At 60.4% G+C, this 24,913-nt stretch carries 41 protein-coding genes and 2 tRNA genes; 3 read left to right on the top strand and 40 right to left on the bottom strand.

The genetic code is table 11. From position 1 onward, the window contains the following. Position 1 precedes the first annotated feature (1 nt). The 40 genes from LKD37_RS10680 to LKD37_RS10485 form a co-directional block, all read right to left on the bottom strand. Positions 2-2,086, bottom strand: a complete 2,085-nt coding sequence (locus tag LKD37_RS10680) for an ABC transporter permease (protein ID WP_302929197.1) — start codon at positions 2,084-2,086, stop codon at positions 2-4. 157 nt (positions 2,087-2,243) lie between these two features. Next, complete coding sequence (gene rplQ / locus LKD37_RS10675) at positions 2,244-2,588, bottom strand: 50S ribosomal protein L17 (protein WP_302929196.1); 345 nt, start codon at positions 2,586-2,588, stop codon at positions 2,244-2,246. Positions 2,589-2,628: 40 nt separating this feature from the next. Then, the gene (locus LKD37_RS10670; protein ID WP_302929195.1) at positions 2,629-3,582 is read right to left on the bottom strand and encodes a DNA-directed RNA polymerase subunit alpha; all 954 of its coding nucleotides are present in this window, start codon (positions 3,580-3,582) and stop codon (positions 2,629-2,631) included. A gap of 84 nt (positions 3,583-3,666) precedes the next feature. Beyond that, the gene (rpsD, locus tag LKD37_RS10665; protein ID WP_302929194.1) at positions 3,667-4,269 is read right to left on the bottom strand and encodes a 30S ribosomal protein S4; all 603 of its coding nucleotides are present in this window, start codon (positions 4,267-4,269) and stop codon (positions 3,667-3,669) included. A 25-nt stretch (positions 4,270-4,294) separates the two neighbouring features. Next, the gene (gene rpsK / locus LKD37_RS10660; protein ID WP_022176888.1) at positions 4,295-4,696 is read right to left on the bottom strand and encodes a 30S ribosomal protein S11; all 402 of its coding nucleotides are present in this window, start codon (positions 4,694-4,696) and stop codon (positions 4,295-4,297) included. Positions 4,697-4,712: 16 nt separating this feature from the next. Continuing rightward, positions 4,713-5,081 carry a 30S ribosomal protein S13 gene (rpsM, locus tag LKD37_RS10655; RefSeq protein ID WP_022176889.1) on the bottom strand — a complete coding sequence of 123 codons (369 nt, stop codon included), beginning with the start codon at positions 5,079-5,081 and terminating at the stop codon, positions 4,713-4,715. A 25-nt stretch (positions 5,082-5,106) separates the two neighbouring features. Beyond that, on the bottom strand, positions 5,107-5,220 hold the full coding sequence (gene rpmJ, locus LKD37_RS10650) for a 50S ribosomal protein L36 (protein WP_021858708.1): 114 nt from the start codon (positions 5,218-5,220) through the stop codon (positions 5,107-5,109). Positions 5,221-5,233: 13 nt separating this feature from the next. Then, positions 5,234-5,452 carry a translation initiation factor IF-1 gene (gene infA, locus LKD37_RS10645; RefSeq protein WP_021858709.1) on the bottom strand — a complete coding sequence of 73 codons (219 nt, stop codon included), beginning with the start codon at positions 5,450-5,452 and terminating at the stop codon, positions 5,234-5,236. Positions 5,453-5,455: 3 nt separating this feature from the next. After that, positions 5,456-5,737: a KOW domain-containing RNA-binding protein gene (locus LKD37_RS10640; RefSeq protein ID WP_302929193.1), complete on the bottom strand. Its 282-nt coding sequence runs from the start codon at positions 5,735-5,737 to the stop codon at positions 5,456-5,458. A gap of 4 nt (positions 5,738-5,741) precedes the next feature. Then, complete coding sequence (gene map, locus LKD37_RS10635; RefSeq protein ID WP_302929192.1) at positions 5,742-6,503, bottom strand: type I methionyl aminopeptidase; 762 nt, start codon at positions 6,501-6,503, stop codon at positions 5,742-5,744. Then, positions 6,500-7,138, bottom strand: coding sequence for an adenylate kinase (locus LKD37_RS10630; protein WP_302929191.1), 639 nt, complete (start codon positions 7,136-7,138; stop codon positions 6,500-6,502). The genes map and LKD37_RS10630 overlap by 4 nt, the downstream gene beginning before the upstream one ends. A gap of 14 nt (positions 7,139-7,152) precedes the next feature. Further along, on the bottom strand, positions 7,153-8,436 hold the full coding sequence (gene secY, locus LKD37_RS10625; RefSeq protein WP_302929190.1) for a preprotein translocase subunit SecY: 1,284 nt from the start codon (positions 8,434-8,436) through the stop codon (positions 7,153-7,155). Position 8,437: 1 nt separating this feature from the next. After that, complete coding sequence (rplO, locus tag LKD37_RS10620; RefSeq protein ID WP_302929189.1) at positions 8,438-8,878, bottom strand: 50S ribosomal protein L15; 441 nt, start codon at positions 8,876-8,878, stop codon at positions 8,438-8,440. A gap of 15 nt (positions 8,879-8,893) precedes the next feature. Then, positions 8,894-9,076 (bottom strand): 50S ribosomal protein L30, encoded by a 183-nt coding sequence (rpmD, locus tag LKD37_RS10615; RefSeq protein ID WP_022176895.1) that lies wholly within the window; start codon positions 9,074-9,076, stop codon positions 8,894-8,896. Positions 9,077-9,089: 13 nt separating this feature from the next. Continuing rightward, entirely contained in the window at positions 9,090-9,590 is a 501-nt protein-coding gene (rpsE, locus tag LKD37_RS10610; protein ID WP_302929188.1) for a 30S ribosomal protein S5, read from the bottom strand. Positions 9,591-9,610: 20 nt separating this feature from the next. Next, complete coding sequence (rplR, locus tag LKD37_RS10605) at positions 9,611-9,970, bottom strand: 50S ribosomal protein L18 (RefSeq protein ID WP_302929187.1); 360 nt, start codon at positions 9,968-9,970, stop codon at positions 9,611-9,613. Positions 9,971-9,984: 14 nt separating this feature from the next. Beyond that, positions 9,985-10,530 (bottom strand): 50S ribosomal protein L6, encoded by a 546-nt coding sequence (rplF, locus tag LKD37_RS10600; protein ID WP_302929186.1) that lies wholly within the window; start codon positions 10,528-10,530, stop codon positions 9,985-9,987. 15 nt (positions 10,531-10,545) lie between these two features. Further along, positions 10,546-10,944 carry a 30S ribosomal protein S8 gene (gene rpsH, locus LKD37_RS10595; RefSeq protein WP_302929185.1) on the bottom strand — a complete coding sequence of 133 codons (399 nt, stop codon included), beginning with the start codon at positions 10,942-10,944 and terminating at the stop codon, positions 10,546-10,548. Between the two features lie 247 nt (positions 10,945-11,191). Then, complete coding sequence (locus LKD37_RS10590) at positions 11,192-11,377, bottom strand: type Z 30S ribosomal protein S14 (protein ID WP_022177242.1); 186 nt, start codon at positions 11,375-11,377, stop codon at positions 11,192-11,194. 17 nt (positions 11,378-11,394) lie between these two features. Then, positions 11,395-11,934: a 50S ribosomal protein L5 gene (gene rplE / locus LKD37_RS10585; RefSeq protein WP_302929184.1), complete on the bottom strand. Its 540-nt coding sequence runs from the start codon at positions 11,932-11,934 to the stop codon at positions 11,395-11,397. 18 nt (positions 11,935-11,952) lie between these two features. Beyond that, the gene (gene rplX / locus LKD37_RS10580; protein WP_302929183.1) at positions 11,953-12,267 is read right to left on the bottom strand and encodes a 50S ribosomal protein L24; all 315 of its coding nucleotides are present in this window, start codon (positions 12,265-12,267) and stop codon (positions 11,953-11,955) included. 16 nt (positions 12,268-12,283) lie between these two features. Further along, positions 12,284-12,652 carry a 50S ribosomal protein L14 gene (gene rplN / locus LKD37_RS10575; protein WP_302929182.1) on the bottom strand — a complete coding sequence of 123 codons (369 nt, stop codon included), beginning with the start codon at positions 12,650-12,652 and terminating at the stop codon, positions 12,284-12,286. Between the two features lie 14 nt (positions 12,653-12,666). Then, positions 12,667-12,930 carry a 30S ribosomal protein S17 gene (gene rpsQ / locus LKD37_RS10570; RefSeq protein WP_022177238.1) on the bottom strand — a complete coding sequence of 88 codons (264 nt, stop codon included), beginning with the start codon at positions 12,928-12,930 and terminating at the stop codon, positions 12,667-12,669. A 1-nt stretch (position 12,931) separates the two neighbouring features. Continuing rightward, the gene (gene rpmC, locus LKD37_RS10565; RefSeq protein ID WP_022177237.1) at positions 12,932-13,123 is read right to left on the bottom strand and encodes a 50S ribosomal protein L29; all 192 of its coding nucleotides are present in this window, start codon (positions 13,121-13,123) and stop codon (positions 12,932-12,934) included. Position 13,124: 1 nt separating this feature from the next. Continuing rightward, on the bottom strand, positions 13,125-13,559 hold the full coding sequence (rplP, locus tag LKD37_RS10560; protein ID WP_302929181.1) for a 50S ribosomal protein L16: 435 nt from the start codon (positions 13,557-13,559) through the stop codon (positions 13,125-13,127). After that, complete coding sequence (gene rpsC, locus LKD37_RS10555; protein ID WP_302929180.1) at positions 13,559-14,395, bottom strand: 30S ribosomal protein S3; 837 nt, start codon at positions 14,393-14,395, stop codon at positions 13,559-13,561. The genes rplP and rpsC overlap by 1 nt, the downstream gene beginning before the upstream one ends. A 16-nt stretch (positions 14,396-14,411) precedes the next feature. After that, a complete protein-coding gene (gene rplV / locus LKD37_RS10550; protein WP_022177234.1) occupies positions 14,412-14,747 on the bottom strand; it encodes a 50S ribosomal protein L22 in 336 nt (111 codons plus the stop codon). A 17-nt stretch (positions 14,748-14,764) separates the two neighbouring features. After that, a complete protein-coding gene (rpsS, locus tag LKD37_RS10545; protein WP_302929179.1) occupies positions 14,765-15,028 on the bottom strand; it encodes a 30S ribosomal protein S19 in 264 nt (87 codons plus the stop codon). Positions 15,029-15,043: 15 nt separating this feature from the next. Beyond that, positions 15,044-15,880, bottom strand: coding sequence for a 50S ribosomal protein L2 (gene rplB, locus LKD37_RS10540; RefSeq protein WP_302929177.1), 837 nt, complete (start codon positions 15,878-15,880; stop codon positions 15,044-15,046). Between the two features lie 21 nt (positions 15,881-15,901). After that, a complete protein-coding gene (gene rplW, locus LKD37_RS10535; protein WP_022177231.1) occupies positions 15,902-16,198 on the bottom strand; it encodes a 50S ribosomal protein L23 in 297 nt (98 codons plus the stop codon). After that, entirely contained in the window at positions 16,198-16,821 is a 624-nt protein-coding gene (rplD, locus tag LKD37_RS10530; RefSeq protein WP_302929176.1) for a 50S ribosomal protein L4, read from the bottom strand. Before rplD ends, rplW begins: the two co-directional genes overlap by 1 nt. 17 nt (positions 16,822-16,838) lie before the next feature. Further along, positions 16,839-17,558 (bottom strand): 50S ribosomal protein L3, encoded by a 720-nt coding sequence (rplC, locus tag LKD37_RS10525; RefSeq protein WP_302929175.1) that lies wholly within the window; start codon positions 17,556-17,558, stop codon positions 16,839-16,841. Between the two features lie 179 nt (positions 17,559-17,737). Further along, positions 17,738-18,046, bottom strand: coding sequence for a 30S ribosomal protein S10 (gene rpsJ, locus LKD37_RS10520; RefSeq protein WP_022136174.1), 309 nt, complete (start codon positions 18,044-18,046; stop codon positions 17,738-17,740). A 395-nt stretch (positions 18,047-18,441) separates the two neighbouring features. After that, entirely contained in the window at positions 18,442-19,881 is a 1,440-nt protein-coding gene (gene proS / locus LKD37_RS10515) for a proline--tRNA ligase (RefSeq protein WP_302929174.1), read from the bottom strand. A 137-nt stretch (positions 19,882-20,018) separates the two neighbouring features. After that, the gene (locus LKD37_RS10510) at positions 20,019-20,711 is read right to left on the bottom strand and encodes an LrgB family protein (protein WP_302929173.1); all 693 of its coding nucleotides are present in this window, start codon (positions 20,709-20,711) and stop codon (positions 20,019-20,021) included. Continuing rightward, positions 20,708-21,073 carry a CidA/LrgA family protein gene (locus LKD37_RS10505; protein ID WP_302929172.1) on the bottom strand — a complete coding sequence of 122 codons (366 nt, stop codon included), beginning with the start codon at positions 21,071-21,073 and terminating at the stop codon, positions 20,708-20,710. The genes LKD37_RS10510 and LKD37_RS10505 overlap by 4 nt, the downstream gene beginning before the upstream one ends. A 123-nt stretch (positions 21,074-21,196) precedes the next feature. Beyond that, positions 21,197-21,943: a helix-turn-helix domain-containing protein gene (locus LKD37_RS10500; protein ID WP_302929171.1), complete on the bottom strand. Its 747-nt coding sequence runs from the start codon at positions 21,941-21,943 to the stop codon at positions 21,197-21,199. Positions 21,944-22,160: 217 nt separating this feature from the next. Then, complete coding sequence (locus tag LKD37_RS10495; protein ID WP_302929170.1) at positions 22,161-22,802, bottom strand: trimeric intracellular cation channel family protein; 642 nt, start codon at positions 22,800-22,802, stop codon at positions 22,161-22,163. Positions 22,803-22,979: 177 nt separating this feature from the next. Beyond that, positions 22,980-23,064, bottom strand: a tRNA-Tyr gene (locus LKD37_RS10490). A gap of 12 nt (positions 23,065-23,076) precedes the next feature. Beyond that, positions 23,077-23,152, bottom strand: a tRNA-Thr gene (locus LKD37_RS10485). Between the two features lie 138 nt (positions 23,153-23,290). Between LKD37_RS10485 and LKD37_RS10480 the strand changes: the two genes are divergently transcribed. The 3 genes from LKD37_RS10480 to LKD37_RS10470 all read left to right on the top strand — a co-directional run bounded on the left by LKD37_RS10480 (position 23,291) and on the right by LKD37_RS10470 (position 24,866). After that, complete coding sequence (locus LKD37_RS10480; protein WP_302929169.1) at positions 23,291-23,524, top strand: hypothetical protein; 234 nt, start codon at positions 23,291-23,293, stop codon at positions 23,522-23,524. Next, entirely contained in the window at positions 23,505-23,813 is a 309-nt protein-coding gene (locus tag LKD37_RS10475; protein ID WP_302929168.1) for a sigma-70 family RNA polymerase sigma factor, read from the top strand. The genes LKD37_RS10480 and LKD37_RS10475 overlap by 20 nt, the downstream gene beginning before the upstream one ends. A 165-nt stretch (positions 23,814-23,978) precedes the next feature. Beyond that, complete coding sequence (locus tag LKD37_RS10470; protein ID WP_302929167.1) at positions 23,979-24,866, top strand: YitT family protein; 888 nt, start codon at positions 23,979-23,981, stop codon at positions 24,864-24,866. Positions 24,867-24,913: the final 47 nt, after the last annotated feature.

Here is a 24,913-nt window from a genome sequence, read left to right as displayed (position 1 = left end):
CTTATTCCGCCTTGCGGATGCCCCGCCGTGCGGTGGATACGCTGACCAGGGCAATCACCGCCAGGGCGATGGCCAGGGCCCCGGCACACAGGGCCACGGTCTGGCCGACGGACACCTTCAACGTCAGATCAGAGCCGGTCAGGGCCTGGATTTTGTCCGTGGCCCAGGACATACCGGGGATGCTGACGGCCAACGCGATGACGGTTCCGGCGGCGGCCATCAGAGCCGAGGGCGTCCAGATTTGTCCCGCAATATCCCGGCGTTTTGCGCCCAATGTCCACATACGCAGGGCGGTTTTCCCCTCCTGCATGGGAAGCAGTACACAGTACGCCGCCAAAACCACCGCCCAAAGGGCCAGGCCCACCAGAAGCACCGTCCGGGACACCCGGGTGTAACCGTCCAGACTCTCCACGATATCGCTGTACCCCTGGTCGTAATAAGTCACCGTGCCGCCCAGGCCATTTTCCGCCAGCCGGGCCTCCATCTGGTCAATGGTGCCGTTTTGCAGGACCATCGTCTCCCAAAGACAGCCGGAGCTGACCCCCAGCCCTGTTTCGCCGGTCTCCACGGCGCAGGTAACGCTCTTTCGCGGCACCAGCACGGTGTTGGGCGTGAAACTGGCCACGCCCTGGCTCCATTCGTTATTCTGTCGGTACAACCCCACAATGGTATACTCCGTCTCCTGCTGGAAGCCCCTTTGCGGCAGGTAATAGGATGCCGTCGGGTCGCTGTCTCCAACCGTGGTCGGCATCAGGTTTTTTTCCTTTTCGTACAGGGACAGCGGCAGAACGTCCCCCACATTCAGGCCGTTTTCCCGGGCCAGGGTCTCGGAGATCAGGCACACCGCCGCGCCGTCGCGGTACTCCTCCTGGCTGATGCTGCGCCCCTGGGTGACCTGTGCCCTTTCGGAGGCAAATTCCAGCATTCCCTCCACAAAATCCACCGCCAGCACCGGCACGCTGTGGTTATTGACCTGGATGGACTCCATGGCCGTGCGCCAGGAGGAGGTGTTGTCAATGACCTCCTGAGCGGTGACGCCCTCCGGCAGCTCCTGGATGGACGGCAGGTCGTACACACGGTAGTCCACGGTTTTGGTGCTCCAGCCCTGGGGCTGCTCCGGGTCCGCCACCGTGACCTCCTCCCGGTCCCGGCTCCTGGCCGCGCTGAAGGAAAATCGCCCGAAGGCCTCCATGTCCAGGCCGGTATACACCTCCGCGCCGGTGGTAGGGTCCCGGTAAATCAGCTCCTCCGGGGCAAATTCCACAGGTTCCTCCGCAGCATCGCCCGCCGTGTGATACCAGTGCTCACTCTGGTTCTTGCGCTGGTCATAGCGGATCAGATTCCCGGGGATGTCCAGGGACCAAGGGTCCAATTGGACGTTGGTTTCCATGAAAACCCAGTCGGCTACGTTCCGCCGCAGGGACCACTCACTGTCTCCGTAACTGTGGGACAGCAGCAGATAGTGCTTTCCCGCCTCCGGATGCAGCAGCTCCGCCGGGTCGTCATACTCCTGGTGCAGCGACACGGAGGCCCACTGGCCGGAGGGGTCCCGAAAAGCATCGTTCAGGCCATAGATCCCCAGCACCTGGCCGTCCAGCTGCCAATTGGCCCCGCCGGATTCGCCGAACCAATCGTTGTTTACTTCCGTGACCGCGTCCGCTCGGATCTCGACAATGGAGTATTCATAGGGCGCATCGCTGCTGCTATGGCCGGTGTAGAGGGAGATGGCAGGCTTCAGGCCGGAGCTGTACCCGCTGACCAGGCCCACCTTTGGCCGGGACCGGATGATGCTCCAGTTCTGCTGTTCCGGCTCCGCCAGGAAGATGGCGGCGGCCATGGCGCTGCCCTGCCGGAGGCTCTCCGCGTTGCTCCCCCCCTCAGCGGAGGGAGTAAGAACCTCATCCGAGGAGATCCGTCCGGTAACCACCGCCACGGTGGTGTAGGTCGCCTCCACCCCGGCCCGGGTCCGGGCCGCCGCCCAGAACTGGCCCCCGGACAGGGCCAGAATTACCCCCGCCAGAGCCAGAAGCAGTGCGCCGAAGGCCGCCTTCACCGGCCGCCGGGTCAATTGGTGCATGGGATTCATAAGAGCATCTCCTTTCGGGTTATGTATCGTAAACCGATTTTAGTCTACCATACATAATCCGTCCTGTCAAGGGGACGGCGGCGGAGAAGACACAAAAATGAGCTCTTTTGTATGGCGGCTGTGCCATACAAAAGAGCTCATTTGCGGTTTGGGGTTTTTACTTCACCAGTTCGATGATAGCGGTCTCGGCAGCATCGCCGCGGCGGATGCCGGTGCGGATGATGCGGGTGTAGCCGCCGTTGCGCTGGGCATATTCAGGAGCAATCTCCTTGAACAGCTTGTGAGCGACGGTCTCTCTGGTAATGAAGCTCAGCGCCTGACGATAGGCAGCCAGATCACCCTTCTTGCCCAGGGTAATCATCTTTTCAGCCAGGGGCTTGATCTCCTTGGCGCGGGTGACGGTGGTCTCCATCCGGCCATTGTCCAGGAAATCGGTGACCTGCTGACGGAGCATCGCCATACGCTGATCGGTAGTCTTACCGAGCTTACGAGTTCCGGGCATTTCAGTTTCCTCCTTGTAAGGATATGCGCACAGGGGCGCGTTAGTTGTTCTCTTCGTCGGCCAGGGACAGGCCCATTGCCTCCAGCTTCCCGATGACCTCCTCCAGGGACTTGCGGCCCAGGTTGCGCACCTTCATCATCTCGTCCTCGGTCTTGGAGATCAGATCCGCCACCGTGTTGATGTTGGCGCGCTTGAGGCAGTTGAAGCTGCGGACGGACAGGTCCAGCTCTTCGATGGTCATATCCAGCACCGTGCTCTGGGGATCGGCGGACTTCTCCACCACGATGGGGCGGCCGTCCAGCGTGTCGGACAGATCGGTGAACAGGGCAAAGTGATCACACAGGATCTTCGCACCCAGGGATACGGCGTCGCGGGCGGAAATGGTGGAATCCGTCCAGACCTCCAGCGTCAGCTTGTCGAAGTCGCTCATGCTGCCGACGCGGGTGTTTTCCACCGTGTAATTCACCTTGTACACGGGGGTATAGATGGAGTCGATGGGAATCACGCCGATGACGCCGGGCCGCTGGGCCTTGTTCCGGTCGGCGGACACATAGCCCCGGCCGTGGCTCAGGGTGATTTCCATGCTCAGGGTGGCACCCACATCCAGGGTGGCCAGGTGCAGCTCGGGGTTCAGGACCTCGACCTCACCGTCGCTCTTGATGTCGCCGGCCGTCACCTCGCAGGGACCAGCCGCCTCAATATAGACGGTCTTGGTGCCCTCGCAGTGCAGCTTGGTCAGCAGACTTTTCACGTTCAGAACGATCTCGGTCACGTCCTCTTTCACACCGGGGATGGTGGAAAACTCATGCTGCACGCCGGCGATCTTGATGCTGGTGGCCGCCGTGCCGGGCAGAGAGGAGAGCATGATGCGCCGCAGCGCATTGCCCAGGGTCGTTCCGTAACCGCGCTCCAGGGGTTCGATCACATATTTTCCATAGGAAGCATCGCCGGGCGTTTCGATACACTCGATCTGGGGCTTCTCAATTTCGATCATGCAGTACCCTCCTTCATTCTCGTTACGGTGCGGACAAGTCCGCACTTACTTGGATTCCTTTGCTTTATGAGGGTCTCGACCCTATTACTTGGAGTACAACTCGACGATGAGGTGTTCCTCAATGGGCATATCAATGTCCTCGCGGGCAGGCATCTTGGTGACGGTGCCCTTCAGGGCATTCTTGTCACGCTCCAGCCACTGGGGGACGGTGACCAGCGGGGCATCCTCGCCGGTCAGGCGCTTGAAGGCCACGGAGGAGCGGCTGCTCTCGCGGACCTCGATGACATCGCCAACGCGAACCAGATAGGAGGGGATGTTCACCTTCTGGCCGTTGACGGTGAAATGCGCATGGTTCACCAGCTGACGGGCCTCGCGGCGGGTCATGGCAAAGCCCAGACGATACACCACGTTGTCCAGGCGGCGCTCCACCAGGGTCAGCAGGTTCTCGCCGGTCTTGCCGGGCATGCGGGAAGCCTTCTCATAGTACATATGGAACTGCTTCTCCAGGATGCCGTAGACGAACTTCACCTTCTGCTTCTCGTTGAGCTGGATGGCATACTCGCTCTTCTTCTTTCTCATCTGGCCGCCGGGGTTGCGCTTGGTCTCCTTCTTGGAGTAACCCATGACGGTAGGAGAAATGCCCAGCGCCTTGCAGCGCTTGGCAATAGGCTGCATATTCTTAGCCATATCTTACTTATCCTCCTTGTTCCGATTACACACGCCGACGCTTGGGGGGACGGCAGCCATTGTGGGGGATGGGAGTGACGTCCTTGATCATGGTCACTTCCAGGCCCACGGCCTGCAGGGCGCGGATGGCGGCCTCACGACCCTGGCCAGGACCCTTCACGAAGACCTCAACGGTCTTCAGGCCATGCTCCATGGCGGCCTTGGCGGCGGTCTCGGCGGCGCTCTGTGCGGCGAAGGGGGTGGACTTCTTGCTGCCGCGGAAGCCCAGGCCGCCGGAGGAAGCCCAGGACAGTGCGTTGCCCTGGCTGTCGGTCACGGTGACCATGGTGTTGTTGAAGGAAGAACGGATATGGACCTGGCCCTTCTCGACGTTCTTCTTTTCACGACGGCGGCGGATGACCTTCTTACCGGTCTTAGGATTAGCCATATTCTATCTTCCCTCCTTACTTCTTCTTGTTGGCGATGGTCTTTTTGGGGCCCTTGCGGGTGCGGGCGTTGGTCTTGCTGCGCTGGCCGCGCACGGGCAGGCCGCGGCGATGACGGGTGCCGCGGTAGCAGCCGATCTCGGTCAGCCGCTTGATATCCAGGGCAACCTGACGGCGCAGGTCGCCTTCCACCACGTAGCTCTGGTCGATGGCTTCACGAAGCTTCGCCTCGTCGGCTTCGGTCAGATCCTTCACGCGGGTGTCGGGGTTGATCCCAGTCTGCGCCAGGATGTCCTGGGCGCTCTTTCTGCCAATACCGTAGATATAGGTCAAACCGATTTCGATTCGCTTATCCTTGGGCAGGTCAATACCGGCAATACGTGCCATACTTTAAAGCACCTCCACTTTCTACTTAGCCCTGACGCTGCTTGTGCTTGGGATTCTCGCAGATCACCATAACGCGACCTTTGCGGCGAATGATCTTGCACTTTTCGCACATGGGCTTCACGGACGGTCTTACTTTCATGTCAATAAACCTCCTACTTACTACGCCAGGTAATCCGGCCGCGGGTCAGATCGTAAGGCGACATCTCCACTGTCACCTTGTCGCCGGGCAGAATCCTGATGAAATTCATTCTGAGCTTTCCGGAAATATGCGCTAAGATAGTGTGACCATTTCCAATGTCAACTTGGAATGTGGTGTTGGGCAGTGATTCAACCACCACTCCCTCAACTTCGATCATGTCGGATTTTGCCAAGTGTTATCCCTCCTGGTCCTGATTACCGCCGCTGACTGCGGCTAAGGCTTTACGAAGCTCACTATTTGTGATTTTTTCGCTGCTTCTGATCTTGTCGGCAGCGGGGCCGCTGCCCTCCTGCACCAGCTCCACATGCTTGCGGCGCTTGCGCTTGGGGCTTTCCACGCGGCGGCGTCTGCCGTCCGCCAGCAGGAGGAAGTCTCCCTCCGTCGCAAGTACGAAGAAGAGGCTTCCTGCGTCCCTGCCGGCGATAGATTTTACGATGTTGGATCTGGCAATGTCCATACGCTCACACCAAAGAGCCCTCGGGGTCCGTCAGAAGCTCCGGGTCCCCGGCGGTGATGAGAACGGTGTTCTCATAGTGGGCGGCGTACTTGCCGTCCGCCGTGCGAACGGTCCATCCGTCGGGCATCTGCACAATGGCGGCGGAGCCGGCGTTGACCATGGGCTCCACGGCGATGGTCATGCCCCGCAGCAGGCGGGGGCCATGGCCGGGGCGGCCATAGTTGGGCACCTCCGGCGCCTCGTGCATGTTGCGCCCGATGCCGTGACCCACATACTCCCGGACGATGCTGTAGCCCTGACTCTCGGCATACGCCTGAATGGCGGCGGAGATGTCGGACAGGCGATAGCCCTCCCGGGCGTACTTGATGCCCTCAAAGAAGCTCTGCTGGGTGGCACGGATCAGCCGCAGCGCCTCGTCGGACACCTGCCCGCAGGGGTAGGTGCCGGCGCAGTCGCCATGGAAGCCGCCGATGAACGCGCCCACGTCCACGCTGACGATGTCGCCCTCCTGCAGCACCCGCTTGCCGGGAATGCCGTGGATGATCTCATCGTTGACGGAGACGCACACGCTGGCCGGATAGCCGTTGTAGTGCAGGAACGACGGGGTCGCTCCCTGCTCGGTGATGAACTTATAGACTGCCTTGTCAATTTGTTGGGTTGTTACGCCGGGTTTTACCATATCCCGTGCCACAGCACGGGCAGCCGCGGTAATCTTTCCCGCCCGGCGCATCAGTTCGATCTCGTGCGCGGATTTCAGCGTGATCATTCGGTCACTCCCAATTCACGCAGGATCGCCTGCGTGGTCCCAGCCACGGTGGGCTGGTCCTCCACAGTTTTCAGAATCCCACGGGCCTCGTAGAAACCCTTCAGGGGCTCTGTCTCTTTATGATAAACCGCCAGCCGGTCACGGACCGTCTCGGGGTTATCATCCTTGCGCTGCACGAGCTTGCCGCCGCACACGTCGCACACGCCCTCGGTCTTGGGAGGGATGTTCACGATGTGATAGCTGGCGCCGCAGCTCTCGCAGACACGGCGGCCACCCATACGAGCCACGATCTTTTCATCGGGGATCTCGATGGCCACCACGGCGTCGAAGCTGATGCCGGCCTGTTCCATGGCCTCGGCCTGGGCGATGGTGCGGGGCACCCCGTCCAGAATGTAGCCGTTGGCACAGTCGGACTCCTGCAGACGCTCCTGGATGATGCCGATGATGACTTCATCGGGCACCAGGCGGCCGGCGTCCATGTACTCCTTGGCACGAAGGCCCGTGGGCGTACCGTTTTTGACGGCGGCGCGGAGGATGTTGCCGGTGGAAATGGTGGGCACATTGAGCTTTTTCTTGAGAATATCCGCCTGAGTGCCCTTCCCGGCACCCGGAGCGCCTAAAAGGATCAGTTTCATATTGCACACCTCGATTATTCCAGGAAGCCCTTATACTGACGCATCAGCATCTGGGACTCCAGAGCCTGGACGGTCTCCAGCGCCACACCCACAACGATGATGACGGAGGTGCCGCCGATGGACAGAGCCGCGACATTGACGATCTTGCCAATGATCAGAGGCAGAATGGCCACGATACCCAGATACACGGCGCCGAAGAGCGTGACCTTATTGAGGACCTTCTGAATGAACGCAGCGGTGGGATTGCCCGGGCGGAAGCCGGGAATGAAGCCGCCGTTCTTCTTCAGGTTGTTGGAGATCTCCACGGGGTTGAACTGGATGGTGGCGTAGAAGTAGCTGAAAGCGATGATCATCAGGAAATAGAAGATCATGTACAGCACAGACTTGGTGTCGATGGCGTTCAGGAAGCCATACCAGAAGGTGCCCTCCTTCGGCTGCTTGCAGAAAGCGGCGATGGTGGAGGGGATCATGGCGATGGACTGCGCGAAGATGATGGGCAGGACGCCGGACATGTTCACCTTCATGGGAAGGGTGGAGGACTGGCCGCCGTACATCTTGCGGCCCACCTGGCGCTTGGCGTACTGCACGGGGATCCGGCGCTCGGCGCCGTTGACCCAGGTGATCAGCACGATCAGCAGCAGGATGCCCACGATGACCAGCAGGACCATCCACCATTTCAGGGAACCGGCCCGCATACCCCCGACCATCTGGGACACCATGGTGGGAACGCGGGACAGGATGCCCGCGAACAGGATGATGGAGATGCCGTTGCCGATACCGAACTCGGTGATCTGCTCGCCCATCCACATCACGAAGGAGGAGCCCGCAATGAAGGACACGATGATGACCAGGGCGGCCCACACAGACGTGCTGGTGAGGATGCCATAGTTCTTCATCAGGAAGAAGTAGCCGACACCCTGGATGATGGCGATGGCCACGGTGGCATACCGGGTGATGGACTGAATCTTCTTCTTGCCTTCTTCGCCGCCCTCCTGTGCCATGCGGCCCAGGGAGGGAATGGCGATGGTCAGCAGCTGGATGATGATGGAGCTGTTGATATAGGGCTGGACGCCCAGGGCGAAGATGGTGGCCTGGGCGAAGGCGCCGCCGGACATCACGTTATACAGGCTCAGCACGGTGGTGCTCAGCTGGTTGATATAGGTGCCCAGCAGGCCGGTGTCCACATAGGGGACGGGGATGGCGTTGCCGATCCGGAAGATCAGCAGGATCAGCGCGGTAAAGACGATCTTTTTGCGCAGCTCGGGGATGCCCCAAGCCTTCTTGATGGTCTGGATCAACTTAGATCACCTCTGCCTTTCCTCCAGCAGCCTCGATTGCATCCTTGGCAGACTGGGAGAAAGCAGCGGCCTGTACGGTCACCTTCTTGGTAACATTGCCGTTACCCAGAACCTTGTAGCCGTATTCACACTTGCTCAGGATTCCCTTGGCAAGCAGGGCCTCTGCGGTGACGATGTCGCCGTCCTCAAACTTGTTGAGAGCGGTCAGGTTGATGATCTCCAGGGGTTTGGCGAAAATGTTGTTGAAGCCACGCTTGGGGATACGGCGTGCCAGAGGCATCTGGCCGCCTTCGAACCCGATGCGGGTACCGCCGCCGGAGCGGGCCTTCTGGCCCTTATGGCCGCGGCCGGCAGTCTTGCCGTTACCGGAGCCGGCGCCGCGGCCCTTGCGGTAAGCTTCCTTGACGGAGCCAGTGGCGGGAGACAGTTCGTTGAGTTTCATCCTCTCGCACCTCCTTTATTCTACTTCGGTGACCTGGAGCAGATAGCCGATCTTGGCGATCTTGCCCCGGGTCTGGGCGTTGTCGGGCTGAACGGTGGTGTCACCGATCTTCCGCAGGCCCATGGACTTGGCAGTGGCAATGTGCTTTTCCAGTCTGCCGTTAAGGCTCTTGACGAGCTTGATGTTCAGATTAGCCATTGTTCACGCCTCCTTAGCCCACGATCTCGTCGACGCTCTTGCCGCGGGTGCGGGCGACCTCTTCCGGGGTGCGCAGGGCCTTCAGGCCCTCGAAGGTGGCGGCGACAACGTTGACGGCGGTGTTGGAGCGCAGGCACTTGGTACGGATGTCCTTCACGCCGGCAGCTTCCATGATGATACGCACAGGACCACCGGCGATCACGCCGGTACCGGGGGCGGCGGGCTTCATCAGCACGCGGCCGGCACCCTTCTCGCCGATGATCTCGTGAGGAATGGTGCTGCCGGACAGGGAGATGGTGATCATGTTCTTCTTGGCGTCCTCGATGCCCTTGCGGATCGCCTCGGGCACTTCAGCGGCCTTGCCAAGGCCGAAACCGACCTTGCCCTTGCCGTCGCCGACGACCATCAGAGCGGAGAACTTCATGACGCGGCCGCCCTTGACCGTCTTGGATACACGGTTGGTGCAGACGACTTTTTCGATGAACTCGCTGGGTTCTCTTTCAAATCTTGCCATTTGTCAGTGTTCCTCCCCTCTCAGAATTCCAGGCCGCCCTCGCGGGCGCCTTCAGCCAGCTCGGCCACGCGGCCGTGATACAGATAGCCGCCGCGATCGAACACCACGGTGTCGATGCCCTTGGCCTTGGCGCGCTCAGCCACCAGCTTGCCCACGGCACGGGCCGCGGTCTTGTTGCCGCCGTTGCCCTCGATCTCCTTATCCAGGGAGGAAGCGGAGACCAGGGTGTTGCCGGCCACATCGTCGATGATCTGGGCATAGATATTCTTTTCGCTGCGGAACACGTTCAGACGAGGACGCTGGGTAGTGCCGAACACCTTGGCGCGGACTCTCTTATGGCGCTTCTGACGCTGAGCGTTGGTATTGGGTCTTTTAATCATAACGGCACACCTCCTTACTTCTTGGCGCCGGTCTTACCGACCTTGCGGCGGATGACTTCGTCGACATACTTGATGCCCTTGCCCTTATAAGGCTCGGGAGGACGCTTCTCGCGGACTTCCGCCGCGAACTGGCCCACCTTCTGCTTGTCGGGGCCGGAAATGACCACCTTGTTGGCAGAGGGGACATCAATGGTGATGCCGTCGATCTCGGGAACGATGACCTGGTGGGAATAGCCCAGGTTCATGACCAGGTTCTTCCCTTCCTTGGCGGCGCGGTAACCGACGCCGTTGATCTCCAGTTCCTTCTTGAAGCCTTCGCTGACGCCGACGACCATGTTGTGCAGCAGAGCGCGGGTCATGCCGTGCAGAGCGCAGTGCAGCTTGTCGTCAGAGGGGCGCTTGACGTGGATGACGCTGCCGTCCTGCTCCAGAATCATCTCCGGGCGCAGAGCCTGAGTCAGAGTGCCCTTGGGGCCCTTGACGGTAACGACGTTGTTCTCCGCGATGGTGACTTCCACACCGGCGGGGACGGTAATGGGCATTCTACCAATTCTCGACATTGTTCAATACCCTCCTTACCAAACAAACGCAAGGACTTCGCCGCCGACGTGAGCCGCGCGAGCAGCCTTGTCGGTCATGATGCCCTTAGAAGTGGATACGATGGCAATGCCCAGGCCGCGCAGAACGCGGGGCAGCTCGTCGGCGCCCACATATACCCGCAGACCGGGCTTGGACACGCGGCGCAGGCCGGAGATGACTTTCTCCTTGCCGGCATTGTACTTCAGAGTGATGCGGATCACGCCCTGGGTGCCGTCTTCGACGACCTGGAAGGCCTTGATATAGCCCTCGTCCAGCAGGATCTGAGCGATGCTCTTCTTCATGTTGGAGGCAGGAACGTCAACGGTCTCATGCTTGGCGTTGTTGGCGTTGCGGATACGGGTCAGCATATCAGCAACAGGATCAGTGATGTGCATAAATATTTCCTCCTAATTTAGAGTTACAGGGAAATCCCTGTTGAGGCAGCGAGGTATCACTGATAATTTAGGCACCGTCCGATGACCAGCGATGTTTAATTACCAGTGACCTTTCGCCATCCTATATTGCCAGAGCGCACGGAGCGCTCGCAGGCACTTGTTGATTGGATTTTTTCGCCAGACGAGGCGAGGCGACGGCGTACTTTGTGTACGCCGAGCCGAGCCAACGAAGTATAACGGAAAAATTTTACCAGGAAGCCTTGCGGACGCCGGGAATCTCGCCCTTGTAAGCCAGCGTGCGGAAGCAGACACGGCAGACGCCGTAGTCACGCAGGTATGCGTGGGGACGGCCGCACAGCTTGCAGCGGTTGTACTTACGGGTGGAGAACTTCGCGGGAGCCTGCTGCTTCAGGATCATAGACTTCTTTGCCATGGTGTTTCTCCTCCTAATCAGCGTTCAAAGGGAGCGCCGACCAGGGTCAGCAGCTCGCGTGCTTCTTCATCGGTCTGAGCGGTGGTGCAGATCACGATGTCCATGCCGCGGATCTTGTCGATCTTGTCATACTCGATCTCGGGGAAGATCAGCTGCTCCTTGATGCCCAGGGCATAGTTGCCGCGGCCGTCGAAGGCGTTGGCGCTGATGCCGCGGAAGTCGCGGACACGGGGCAGAGCCACGTTGAACAGACGATCCAGGAACTCCCACATCTTGTCGCCCCGCAGGGTGACCTTGGCGCCGACGGGCATGCCCTCACGCAGCTTGAAGTTAGCCACGGACTTCTTGGCGATGGTGATGATGGCCTTCTGGCCGGTGATCTGGGACAGCTGGCTGACGACGGCATCCAGAACCTTGGGGTTCTCGCGGGCCTCGCCGCAGCCGACGTTCAGGACCACCTTCTCGATCTTGGGGATCTGCATGGTGCTCTTGTAACCGAACTTCTTGAAGAGAGCGGGAGCCACTTCTTCGGTATACTTAACTTTCAGACGTGCCATTTTTTACGCTCTCCTTTCTCACAGTTCTGCGCCGCACTTCTTGCAGGTGCGGACTTTCTTGCCATCTCTCAGCTCATAGCCCACGCGGGTGTTCTTGCCGCACTTGGGGCAGACCACCTGGACCTTGCTGGCGTAGATAGCGGCCTCGCGCTTGACGATGCCGCCCTCCTCGCCCTGACGGCGGGGCTTGATGTGGCAGGTGACCATGTTGCAGCCTTCCACAACGACCTTGCCCTCGCTGGGGACGGTGCCCAGCACCTTACCCTGCTTGCCGCGGTCCTTGCCGGACAGGATGACAACGGTGTCATTCTTCTTGATCTTCAGACTATTCATTTCTCTGGCCCCTCCATCAAACAACTTCGGGAGCGAGGGACAGGATCTTCATGTAATCCTTGTCGCGCAGCTCACGAGCAACGGGCCCAAAGATACGGGTACCTCTGGGGTTTTTGTCGTCCTTAATGAGGACGGCGGCATTGTCGTCGAAACGGACATAGGTGCCGTCGGCACGACGGACGCCCTTGGCGCTGCGGACGATAACGGCCTTGACCACTTCGCCCTTCTTCACCTGGCCGCCGGGGGTGCTCTTGCGCACGGAGGCGACGATCACATCGCCGATGTTGCCGTACTTGCGCTTGGAACCGCCCAGGACGCGGATGCACTTGATCTCCTTGGCGCCGGTATTATCGGCAACCTTCAGATAAGACTCTGACTGAATCATACTCGGCTACCTCCTTACTTCGCCTTCTCGACGATCTCGACCACGCGCCAGCGCTTGTCCTTGGACAGGGGGCGGGTCTCCATCACCTTGACAATATCACCTACGCCGCAGGCGTTCTCCTCGTCGTGGGCCTTCAGCTTATAGGTGCGGCCAACGATCTTCTTATACAGAGGATGAGCGACACGGTCCTCGATGGCGACCACGACGGTCTTGTCCATCTTGTCGGAAACAACCTTACCGACGCGGACCTTGCGGGAGGAAATTCTCTTCTCTTCCATGTTACTTCTCCTCCTTTTCACGGATAACGGTCTTGACGCGGGCAATATCACGCTTGGTTTCAGCGATCTTGAGAGGATTGTCCAGCTGATTGGTGGCGTGCTGCATACGCAGGAAGAACAGATCCTTCTTCAGGGAGGTCAGCTTCTCGTTGAGCTGCTCCACGCTCATTGCACGTACTTCAGTTGCCTTCATCTCATTCACCTACTTCCTGTGCTTCGAGATCCTCGCGCTTGACGATCTTCGTCTTGATGGGCAGCTTGTGGCTGGCCAGACGCAGGGCCTCGCGGGCGACCTCTTCGGGAACACCGGCAATCTCAAACATGACACGGCCGGGCTTAACAACTGCGACCCAGTACTCGGGAGAGCCCTTACCGGAGCCCATGCGGGTCTCGGCCGGCTTCTCGGTGACGGGCTTATCGGGGAAGATCTTGATCCAGACCTGACCGCCACGCTTGGTATAACGGGTCATGGCGATACGGGCTGCTTCGATCTGGTTGCTGGTGATCCACGCGGGCTCCACAGCGACGAGGCCAAACTCACCGTAGGTGACCTTGTTGCCTCTCATGGCCTTGCCGGTGAGGCGGCCACGGTGTACTCTGCGGTACTTAACTCTCTTGGGCAGAAGCATTACTGAGCGCCTCCTTCTTTCTTTTCTGCGGGCTTGCGGAAGCCGCCCTGAGGACGACCGCCGTCCCGGCGATCACGGTTGAAGCCACCGTTCTGGCCATCGCGGCGGAAACCACCGCGGCGGTCGCCATCCCGGCGTCCGCGGCGCTCACGGCGCTCCTGATAGGGCTTGCTGGTATCCAGGGTGCGGGGGGTGGTCCGCAGGGCCTGGGACAGGATCTCGCCCTTGTAGATCCAGACCTTCACGCCGATGCGGCCGAAGGTGGTGGCAGCCTCAGCGAAGCCGTAGTCAATGTCGGCGCGCAGGGTCTGCAGGGGGATGGTACCCTCGTGATAATGCTCGGAGCCGGCAATCTCGCGTCCGCCCAGACGGCCGGAGCAATTGCACTTGATGCCCTTGGCGCCGGCGCGCATGGCGCGGCCCATGGCATTCTTCATGGCGCGGCGGTGAGAAATACGCTTCTCCAGCTGAGCGGCGATGTTCTCGGCCACCAGCTGCGCGTCCATATCGGGGTTGCGGACCTCGACGATGTTCAGCTTCACGGTCTTGCCGATGAGCTTCTCAACGTCCTTGCGGTACTGCTCGATCTGCTCGCCGCCCTTGCCGATGACCACGCCGGGACGGGCAACGTGCAGGTAAACGGTGACGACCTCGTTGCTGCGCTCGATCTCGATCTTGGAGACGCCGGCAGCATACAGGAGCTTCTTCAGGTAGACGCGGATCTTGTGATCCTCGACCAGCAGATCGCCCACCTTCTCATTGCTGGCATACCAACGGGAATCCCAGTCTTTGATGACGCCCACGCGGAAGCCGTGGGGATTAACTTTCTGTCCCATAAACTGTCTCCTCCCTTCAGTTCTTCTCAGCGACGGCCAGCGTCACGTGAGAGGTTCTCTTATTGATGCGATAGGCGCGGCCCTGAGCGCGGGGCATCATCCGCTTGAGGATGGGGCCGGGGGTGGCGAACACCTGGGTGACCACCAGCTTCTCGGGGTCCATGCTGAAGTTGTTCTCCGCGTTGGCGCAGGCGCTCTTGAGGAGCTTCATCAGGGGCTCGGAGGCAGCCTTGGGGGTCTGCATCAGGATGGCCATGGCAGTCTGCACGTCCTTGCCGCGGATCAGATCGCAGACGATCTGGATCTTGCGGGGAGAGATGCGGACATATCTCAAATAAGCTTTAGCTTCCATTGTTCAGTGCATCCTCCTTACTTAGACTTGGCGTGGCCGCGGAAGGTGCGGGTGGGAGCGAACTCACCCAGCTTGTGACCGACCATATCCTCCTGGATATAGACAGGCACGTGACGGCGGCCGTCGTGGACTGCGATGGTGTGGCCGACGAAGGCGGGGAAGATGGTGGAGCTGCGGCTCCAGGTCTTCAGCACGTTCTTCTCGCCGGTCTTGTTCATTTCTTCAACCCGCTTCAGCAGCTCAGGGGCAACATACGGGCCTTTTTTAATAGATCTGCTCATATTTCTTTGCCTCCCTTACTTCACATTACGACGCTTGACAATGAACTTGTCGTTGCGGTTCTTGGTCTTGCGGGTCTTGTAACCCAGGGCGGGCTTGCCCCAAGGGGTGACAGGACCAGGGCGGCCCACAGGGGACTTGCCCTCACCACCGCCGTGGGGGTGGTCGCAGGGGTTCATGACGGAACCGCGAACGGTGGGACGCCAGCCCATGTGACGCTTGCGGCCGGCCTTACCGATCTGGACGTTCTCATGCTCCAGGTTGCCCACCTGACCGATGCAGGCGGTGCAGTTGGTGCGGATGATGCGGACCTCGCCGGAGGGCATACGGATCTGGGCGTTGTCGCCGTCCTTGGCCATCAGCTGGGCATAGGCGCCGGCGGAGCGCACCAGCTGGGCGCCCTTGCCGGGGTGCATCTCCACGTTGTGGATCACGGTACCCACGGGAATGTTGGCGATGGGCAGGCAGTTGCCGGGCTTGATATCGGCGGAGGCGGAGGAGAGCACCTTGTCGCCTGCGGTCAGACCCACAGGGGCGATGATGTAGCGCTTCTCGCCGTCCACATACTGCACCAGGGCAATGTTGGCGCTGCGGTTGGGGTCATACTCCAGGCGCAGGACAGTGGCTTCCATATCCACCTTGTCGCGCTTGAAGTCGATGATGCGGTACTTCCGCTTCTCGCCGCCGCCGCGATGGCGGACGGTGATGTGACCATAGCTGTTGCGACCAGCGTTCTTCTTCAGGACTTCCGTCAGGCTGGCTTCGGGCTTGGCGTGCTTGTCAATGCCGTCGAAGCCGGAAACAGTCATATGACGGCGGGAAGGGGTGGTCGGCTTAAAGGTTTTGATAGACATTTCTTACACTCCTTCCTTCTCTTATACCATACCCTCGAAGAACTCGATGGTCTTGGAATCCTGGGTCAGCTGGACATAGGCCTTCTTCCAGCTCTTGCGGGCGCCGGGGCGGCCGGCGCCGACGCGCTTGGTCTTGCCATCGTAGTTGATGGTGTTGACCTTAGCCACCTTCACGCCGAAGATCTGCTCCACGGCGTTCTTGATCTCGATCTTGCCGGCGGTGGGAGCCACTTCAAAGACGTACTTCTTATCAGCGGTGGCCTCCATGGAGCGCTCGGTGATGATGGGGCGGATGATGATGTCGTATACGTTAGCCATTACGCAAACACCTCCTGGATTACTGCAAGGGCTTCCTTGTCGAGGACCAGGTACTTGACCTTCAGAATGTCATAGACATTGATGAGGCCGGCCATGGCAGTCTCGACGCCGGGGATATTGCGGGCGCTCTTGATGACGGTCTCGTCCTTGGCGGGGGTGACCACCAGGGATTTGCCGTCGGCCTTCACGGCGGACAGGAACGCGCGGAAGTCCTTGGTCTTGATGGCGTCCATCTTGATGGAGTCGATGACGATGATCTCGCCGGCGGCCGCCTTGGCGGACAGGGCGGACTTCATCGCCAGTCTCTTGACCTTCTTGTTCAGGACGTAAGAATAGCTGCGGGGCTTGGGGGCAAACACGATGCCGCCGTGGGTCCACTGGGGAGCACGGGTGCTGCCCTGGCGGGCGTGACCGGTGCCCTTCTGACGCCAGGGCTTCTTGCCGCCGCCGGAGACCTCTGCACGGGTCAGAGCGCTCTGAGTGCCCTGTCTGCAGTTGGCCAGGTGGTTCTTCACCACTTCGTGCACGACGGCCTGATTGGGCTCGATGCCGAAGATGCTGTCGCACAGTTCAACAGTGCCGACTTCTGCGCCGGCCATGTTCAACACTTTGATAGTAGACATTTCAAGCACTCCTTTCCTTATTTGTTACGGGCGGAAGCCTTCTGGGGATTACGGCCGGAAGCCTTCTGCGGGTTGTTGCTGATGCCGGACTCGACGTTCTTGACGCGGTGGACCTTGACGGTGGTCTTGATGAGGACCAGGCCGCCCTTGGGGCCGGGAACGGCGCCGCGAACAGCGATGAGGTTCAGCTCGGGGTCGACCTTGACCACATCCAGGTTCTGGATGGTGACCTGATCGCAGCCCATCTGGCCAGCGCCGATCTTGCCCTTGAAGATGCGGGAGGGATCGGTGGTGGAGCCCATGGAGCCGGCGTGACGATGGACGGGGCCGCCGCCGTGGCTCATGGGGGTGCGCTGGGCGCCCCAGCGCTTGATGACGCCCTGGTAGCCGTGGCCCTTGGTGGTGCCGGTCACGTCTACGAAGTCGCCCTTCTTGAAGGTGTCGGCCTTGATGATGTCGCCGGCGTTGAGCTCAGCGGCGTTCTCCAGGTCGAACTCGCGCAGGTACTTCTTGGGGGCCACGCCAGCCTTGTTCAGGTGGCCCATTTCGGGCTTGGTGAGCTTCCGCTCGGGAATGTCCTCATAGCCCAGCTGAACGGCGTTGTAGCCGTCCTTTTCGGCAGTCTTCTTCTGAACGACCACGCAGGGACCCGCCTCGATTACGGTGACGGGGATCACCTTGCCGTTTTCGTCGAAGATCTGAGACATGCCAACCTTCTTGCCGATGATTGCTTTCATGTATGATCCTCCTTAAAGGTTATTGGTCGGCATAGATTCAGTCCGCATTGGGATCGGACCGCTTGCTCTGCCGACGTAACCCCCATCCGCCTTACGCAAGTCAGCGGATGGCTGGGCAGCAAGCAAATTTGCTTTGCCGGGTTCCTCCCGGCGGGGGTAATTGAATGAGGGAGATGCGTTTACAGCTTGATCTCGATCTCCACACCGGCGGGCAGATCCAGAGCCATCAGGGCCTCCACGGTCTTGGGGGTGGAGTTGGTAATGTCGATCAGACGCTTGTGGGTGCGGCGCTCAAACTGCTCGCGGCTGTCCTTGTATTTGTGGGTAGCCCGCAGAATGGTGACGATCTCCTTCTTGGTGGGCAGAGGGATGGGGCCGGACACGGTGGCGCCGGTGCGCTTGGCGGTCTCGACGATCTTCTCTGCGCTCTGGTCGATGACCTGGTGGTCATAGGCCTTCAGACGAATGCGAATCATTTCTTTTGCCATTTGGTGTGTTCCTCCATTACTTCGTACGGTTTTTGATTGCGTGACCAACTGCCGTACGGCGAGAAATTTCTTATACGCCGTTCCGTGCGTATCATTCCGGCTCATAAGAAACACCGGCTGAATCCGGCCGGTGCCCTTCTGGCGCAGCGATCTACGCTGACGTGCAGAATCTTCTCAGCCGCCCGATGATCGGACATACTCCCCGGAAGTTACCGGCCATGGGCCGCAATCTCCCGGTTCATCGCAGTGTAAACGCCTCCGGGTGTATACCACCCATCGCACGCGTACCGTTATATGATAATAGAAAAAGTCCCTTTTGTCAAGGGACTTTTTCTATTTTTTTCACGAAATTTCTGCGCGGTTTTTGTGGACCGTGCCCAAAGGGTCAGAGGGTGTCAATACGCCACGCCCCAGTAGATATCGGTGGTGCACTCCTTGCCGCAGACAGGGCATTTGCCCACGGTGCCGGACTGCTTGAGAGGCATGCAGCGGCTGGACACGCCGGCCTTTTCCTTCATGGCCAGCTCACACTCCAGGCTGCCGCACCACTTGGTGCGGGCAAAGCCGCCGCGGCCCTGGGCCATATCCCGGACCTCCTCCCAGGTGGTCAGGTCGAAGGTGTTGTCCTCCAGGTTCTTCTCCGCCATGGCGTACAGGTTGTCGTGAACGTCCTGCAGCAGGGTCTGCGCGGCGCTCTCCAGATCGCTCAGCGGCACGAAGGTCTTTTCACCGGTGTCCCGCCGGGCCATGCAGCACTGCTGCTTCTCCATATCCTTGGGGCCGATCTCCACCCGCAGGGGCACGCCCTTCATCTCATACTGGGCGAACTTCCAGCCCGGGGACTGGTCGCTGTCGTCCAGCTTCACCCGCAGACCGGCAGTCTCCAGCCGCTGCTTCAGCTCACGGGCGGCGTCCAGGACGCCGGGCTTGTGCTGGGCGATGGGCACCACCACCACCTGCACGGGGGCGACAGCCGGCGGCAGCACCAGGCCGTTGTTGTCGGAATGGGTCATGATGCACGCGCCGATGAGGCGGGTGGTGGAGCCCCAGCTGGTCTGGAAGGGGTACTGCAGCTTGTTGTCCCGGCCGGTGAAGGTCACGTCATAGGCCCGGGAGAACTTGTCGCCGAAATAGTGGCTGGTGCCGGACTGCAGGGCCTTGCGGTCCTTCATCATGGCCTCGATGGTATAGGTGGCCTCGGCCCCGGCGAACTTCTCCTTGTCGGTCTTGCGGCCCTTCACCACGGGCATAGCCAGGGCGTCCCGGCAGAAGTCGGCATAGCAGTTGAGCTGCTGCTCGGTTTCGGCAATGGCCTCTTCGGCGGTCTCGTGGATGGTGTGGCCCTCCTGCCACCAGAACTCCCGGGACCGCAGGAAGGGGCGGGTGGTCTTTTCCCAGCGGATCACGGAGCACCACTGGTTATACAGCATAGGCAGCTCCCGATAGCTCTGCAGCACGTTGTGCCAGTGGTCGCAGAACATGGTCTCAGAGGTGGGGCGGAAGGCCAGGCGCTCCTCCAGCTTCTCGCTGCCGCCCATGGTGACCCAGGCCACCTCCGGGGCGAAGCCCTCTACCAGCTCCCCCTCCTTTTTCAGCAGGCTCTCGGGAATCAGCACGGGCATGGCCACGTTCACATGGCCGGTTTTCTTGAACATGCCGTCCATAATGCGCTGGATATTCTCCCAGATGGCGTAGCCATAGGGGCGCAGGATCATGAAGCCCTTCACGGACGCATAGTCCACCAGCTCCGCCTTCAGGCAGATGTCGGTATACCACTTGGCGAAGTCCACCTCCATGGGGGTGATGGCTTCCACATTTCTCTGGTCTTTTGCCATAATTTCTCTCAGTCCTTTATTTTCATCGTTTTAACGGATTATTATCCCTGAACTCTTATTGTATCTGCCCGGCGGGGAAATGTCAACACAAAAAGCCGCCGGTTTCCCGGCGGGCCGCAGCCCCCGGAAACATACCATTATATAACGAAGAAATCCGCCAGCAGGGCCAGCACCGTGGTGAGGATGCCGCACAGGCCGATGGCCAGGCCGCTCATGGCCCCCTCGGTTTCCCCCAGCTCCAGGGCCTTGGCGGTGCCCATGGCGTGGCTGCACGCGCCGATGCCCAGGCCCACGGCCATGGGGTCCTTCACCCGGAACAGCTTCACCAGCAGCGGGGCGCACAGGTTCCCCAGCATACCGGTGACCACCACCGCCGCCACGGTAACGGCCACAGTGCCGCCGTGGCCCTGGGCCACCACCGTGGCAATGGGCATGGTGACGGATTTTGGCAGCAGGGACATGGTCATGGCCCGGTCCAGACCCAACAGGCGGCACAGCACCAGGATGCTGCCCATGGCCGTGACCACGCCCACCACGCAGCCCACCAGCACCGGCAGCCAGTGCTTTGCCAGCAGCTTCCGCTGGGAATAGATGGTCACCGCCATGCAGGCCGTGGCCGGACCCAGGAACAGGTTGATGAGCTCCCCGCCCTGCCAATAGCTTTCATAGGGGATATGGAACACCAGCAGCACCGCGATTACCAGCAGCACCGCGATAAGCATGCCGTTGCAGATGGCCAGGCGGGTCTTTTTCTGGATCTTCATCCCCAGCCAGTAGGCCGCCACCGTCAGCATAACGCCGAAATACGGCTGCGCCGTCAGCTCCTTCATTTCCGCTTCCCTCCCCGCTCCATCAGTCTCCGGGTCAGATGCACGGCCCAGACCGTGGCCCCATAGGTCAGCACCATGGACACCACGCACACCGTCAGAAACGCCGCCGCGTTCTGCCAGATCAGGTCCACATAGTTGATGATGCTGACGGACACCGGGATGAAGAAGAAGCCCAGGTTCCCCAGCAGGAAGTCGGACTTCTCCCGCACATGGTCCATCTTCACGATCCCCGTCAGCAGCAGGACCAGCAGCAAAAGCAGGCTGATGACGCTGGCCGGGAAGGCCACCGGCAGGACGGCCTCGATGCCCTGGCTGACCCAGTAAATGCCGAATACCAATGCAACTTGCAGCAAAATTTTCATAACGCTCCACCTTTACGATCACAATAAAAGCCGCCCTCCGGTCAGAGAGCGGCTTTTATTGTAAGAGCCTTTATGCAGAAAGTCAAATCAAATTGCAATATTTTGTCAAAATCACCGAAAAAATCATTGGGGCAGAGGCAGGCCATGGAGCATGACCCGGCCGAAGCAGGTCAGGGACCGTCCGCTGCTGGGGGGCAGCAGTACGTCGGCGTCGGACCGGCGGCGGTTCAGACTGAACAGATACACCATGCCCAGGGGGTCCCGGTAATACTGCTTGCACACCATGTCGCCGTCCACGCAGAAAATGCCCACGTCGCCGTTGTGCAGGGGGTCGTGGTTCACATACACCACGCCGCCGTCGTGGATATACGGCTCCATGGAGTCCCCCTGGATCCGCACCGCCAACTCCGCTCCCCGGGGCACCTGGCCGGTAACGGGAATGGTCTCATAGTCCTCGTTGAACACCGGGGCGGCATATCCGGCGGCGGCGGGACTGGCATACAGGGGGATGGTGCGGGGGTCCTGCCGGGGCTGAAGGCGCTCCGACTCCTGCTGCAGGTCCTCCAGGGCCCGGACCATGGTGTGGACCGTCTGCCGGCCCGCCAGGCTCAGCCGGCGGTATCCCTCCAGCAGGGCCTGCTCCTCGTCGGACCGGATGCCGCCGTGGGCACGGTAGGCGTCCCGGTACAGATAGTTGGGGTCCACCCCCAGGGCGTCAAACAGCCGCAGCAGCACCTCCTCCTTGGGAGCGCTGACGCCGGTTTCATAGTTTCCCACCGCCGACCGGGAAATTCCCAACCGGCCTGCCAACTCCGCCCGGGAGATGCCCAGCTCCTCCCGGCGCTTGCGCAGCTGTTCGCCAAAGCTCATGCTTTCGCCCTCCTTCGACGGGGTTCGCCCCATGCTGTCGATAGCGTACCATATTTGTTGGTTCTTGTCAATAGTTTTAACAAGAATCTTGTTAATTAAGGATTGACATAACAAGATTCTTGTGCTATAGTAGCGTCATTCTCAAGTTACTTGGCAGCAAGGCCGAAAAAAACCTGCCGCAGCCGCGGCAGGCATAGTCCTTTTTGACAAACGCTGGTTATTCCGGAAGGTCCGCCGCGTGGGGCAAGCCCCAGCGGAAATGGGCCGCGCACAACCGCAGCACCAGGATCACTGCCGCCCCCAGCAGCATGGAGGGGATATCCCCCAGGTGCCGCCAGCACAGGGCGCACAGCAGGGCCCCGATCAGGGTGGGGCAGGCGTAAAAATGCTTGACGAAGATATAGGGCTTCTGGTTGGACAGCACGTCCCGCAGCACGCCGCCGCCTACGCCGGTGATGACGCCCACGAACACCAGCAGAAACAGGTTATAGTCCTGGGCCTGCTGAAAGGCGCACTGAACGCCCACCACCGTGAACAGCCCCAGACCGATGGAGTCCAGCCACAGCATCACCAGCTCATAGGCCCGGCTCTCCACCGCCAGCAGGTGCCGCACCGCCGGCAGGAACACCAGGGCCGACACCCCCATGGCCACCAGGGCATACACCGGCTGGCAGAACATCACCGGCGGGGTGATGCCCAGGGTCAGGTCCCGGATGACCCCGCCGCCGCAGGCGGTGCACACGCCCAGGATCACCACGCCGAAGGCGTCCAGCTGGCGCTGAAGCCCCGCCAGGGCCCCGGAGGCGGCAAAAACCGCCGTTCCCACGATTTCCAGTATGAAAAGTACCGTATCGGTCATAAAAATCGCCCTTTTTCCTCAGAATGCCCCGGCATTATAGCACAGGCGGCAGGGCCGCGCAATGGGACAGTGCAACAAATTTTTCCGGTTGTTGCCCGGATTTATGCAACGATTTGAGAAAATTCATGTATGGTTAGAGGCAAAAAAAGACTTCCGGATGCAAGCATCCGGAAGTCCTGGTGGGGGATGGTGGATTCGAACCACCGAAGGCGTTGCCAGCAGATTTACAGTCTGTCCCCTTTGGCCACTCGGGAAATCCCCCATATATGAAGTTTGGAGCTGGTGGACGGATTCGAACCCCCGACCTGCTGATTACAAATCAGCTGCTCTACCAGCTGAGCTACACCAGCGTCTGACCAGCGAAGATTATATTACCAGACTCCACCCCGTTTGTCAACAGAAATTTTCGCCTCTGGCGGGAATTTTTTACATAAACCGGCACCGACACCACATTCACCCATGCACACAGGAGAGAGGAGGCAGTTGATATGACGATGCAGGAATTGTCCCCGCAGTATGCCCGGCAGGCGGAGGCCGTGTCCCGGCGGCTGCGGGAGCTGCGCCAACAGGCACTGACGGAGGGGGACCCGGAGCGGGTCCAGGCCCTGCGCCGCAGACAGCAGGAGCTGCGGCCCCTGCTGCAGGAGGCCCGGGAGCTGGCGGAGCACACCGCCCATTATTATGACAGGGGGTACATAAGACGTGAAAAATACCGCATCTGATCTGGCAGGCCTGCCCTATGATCCGCTGAGCATGGCCAGTCTGCAGCTCTGGAAGCAGGAGAATCAGGAGGACAACCGCCCCCGGATCGAGCGGCTTCTGCGGAACCTTCCCCTGGCCATGGAGGAGGAGCTGACGCCCCGTCAGCGGCAGATCATGCGCATGCGCTATTCCCGGAACATGTCCGTCACCCGCATTGCCCAGGAGCTGGGCATCAACAAGGCCACCGTTTCCCGGACCCTGTCCCGCAGCACCTGGAAGCTGTACCGCAGCCTGCGGTACAGTCTGTAAAAAAACTTACATTTTCCCCGGAAAAGCCTTGACTTTTCCGGGGAAAACCTTATAATGCCTATACTGTACGCGCGGTTTATATGGGGCCTGTGTCTGTCCGGCGGACAGGCGGTCCCCTGCGGGATAGAGGGAAAAGACAGACGAGAAAGGGTGGTATCTCCTATTATGTTAGATAAGCTTGTGCACAATCGCTGGCCCCGGGTGGGGGCGGCGCTGTTCGGGTCGCTGCTGCTGGCTCTGGCCATCAATCTGTTCATCGTGCCCCAGCACCTGTACACCAGCGGCCTGCTGGGCCTGTGCCAGGTGATCCGCACCCTGCTGGACACCAAGCTGGGCATCCGCTTCAGCAACTTCGACCTGGCGGGCACGCTGTACCTGCTGGCGAACCTGCCGCTGCTGCTGCTGGCCTACAAGACCATGGGCCGGACCTTCGTGGTGAAGCTGGCTTTGTGCACGGTGTCCAACTCCCTGTTTCTGTCCATCATCCCCATTCCGGCGGAGCCCATCATCCCGGATATGCTCACCAGCTGCCTGGTGGGCGGCATCCTGGCGGGCTTTTCCAACGGCCTGGTGCTGACCTGCGGCGCCTCCTGCGGCGGACTGGACATTCTGGGGCTGTATCTGTCCAAAAAGGGCCGGGGCTTCACGGTGGGCAAATTCTCCCTGCTGTTCAACGCCGCCCTGTATACCCTGTGCCTGATCCTGTTCAGCGCCCCCACGGCCATCTATTCCGCCATTTACACGGTGTTCAACGCCCTGTTTGTGGACCGGGTGCACCAGCAGAACATCACCACCCAGGTGCTCATCGTCACCAAACTCCGGGACCTGGAGCCCTTCTGGGAGCTGGGGCGGAAGATGGACCGGGGCATCACCTACTGGACCGGCCACGGCGCCTACACCGGCGATGAGGTGCAGATCCTCTGCATCTGCCTGTCCAAGTACGAGATCGAGACTTTGCAGCAGGAGGTCCAGAAAATTGACTCCCACGCCTTCTTCATGATGCAGGAGGGCGTACATACCCGGGGCAACTTCAAGCGGCACCTGAACCCCTGACGGCCCATACCCATCAACATACCGGGAGCCCGGCGCACCGCGCCGGG

Source organism: Brotocaccenecus cirricatena (assembly GCF_020687045.1).
GTDB lineage: Bacteria > Bacillota > Clostridia > Oscillospirales > Oscillospiraceae > Vescimonas > Vescimonas cirricatena.
Note: the sequence above shows the minus strand (reverse complement) of the source record. Positions and strands in the feature narration are given on the sequence as shown.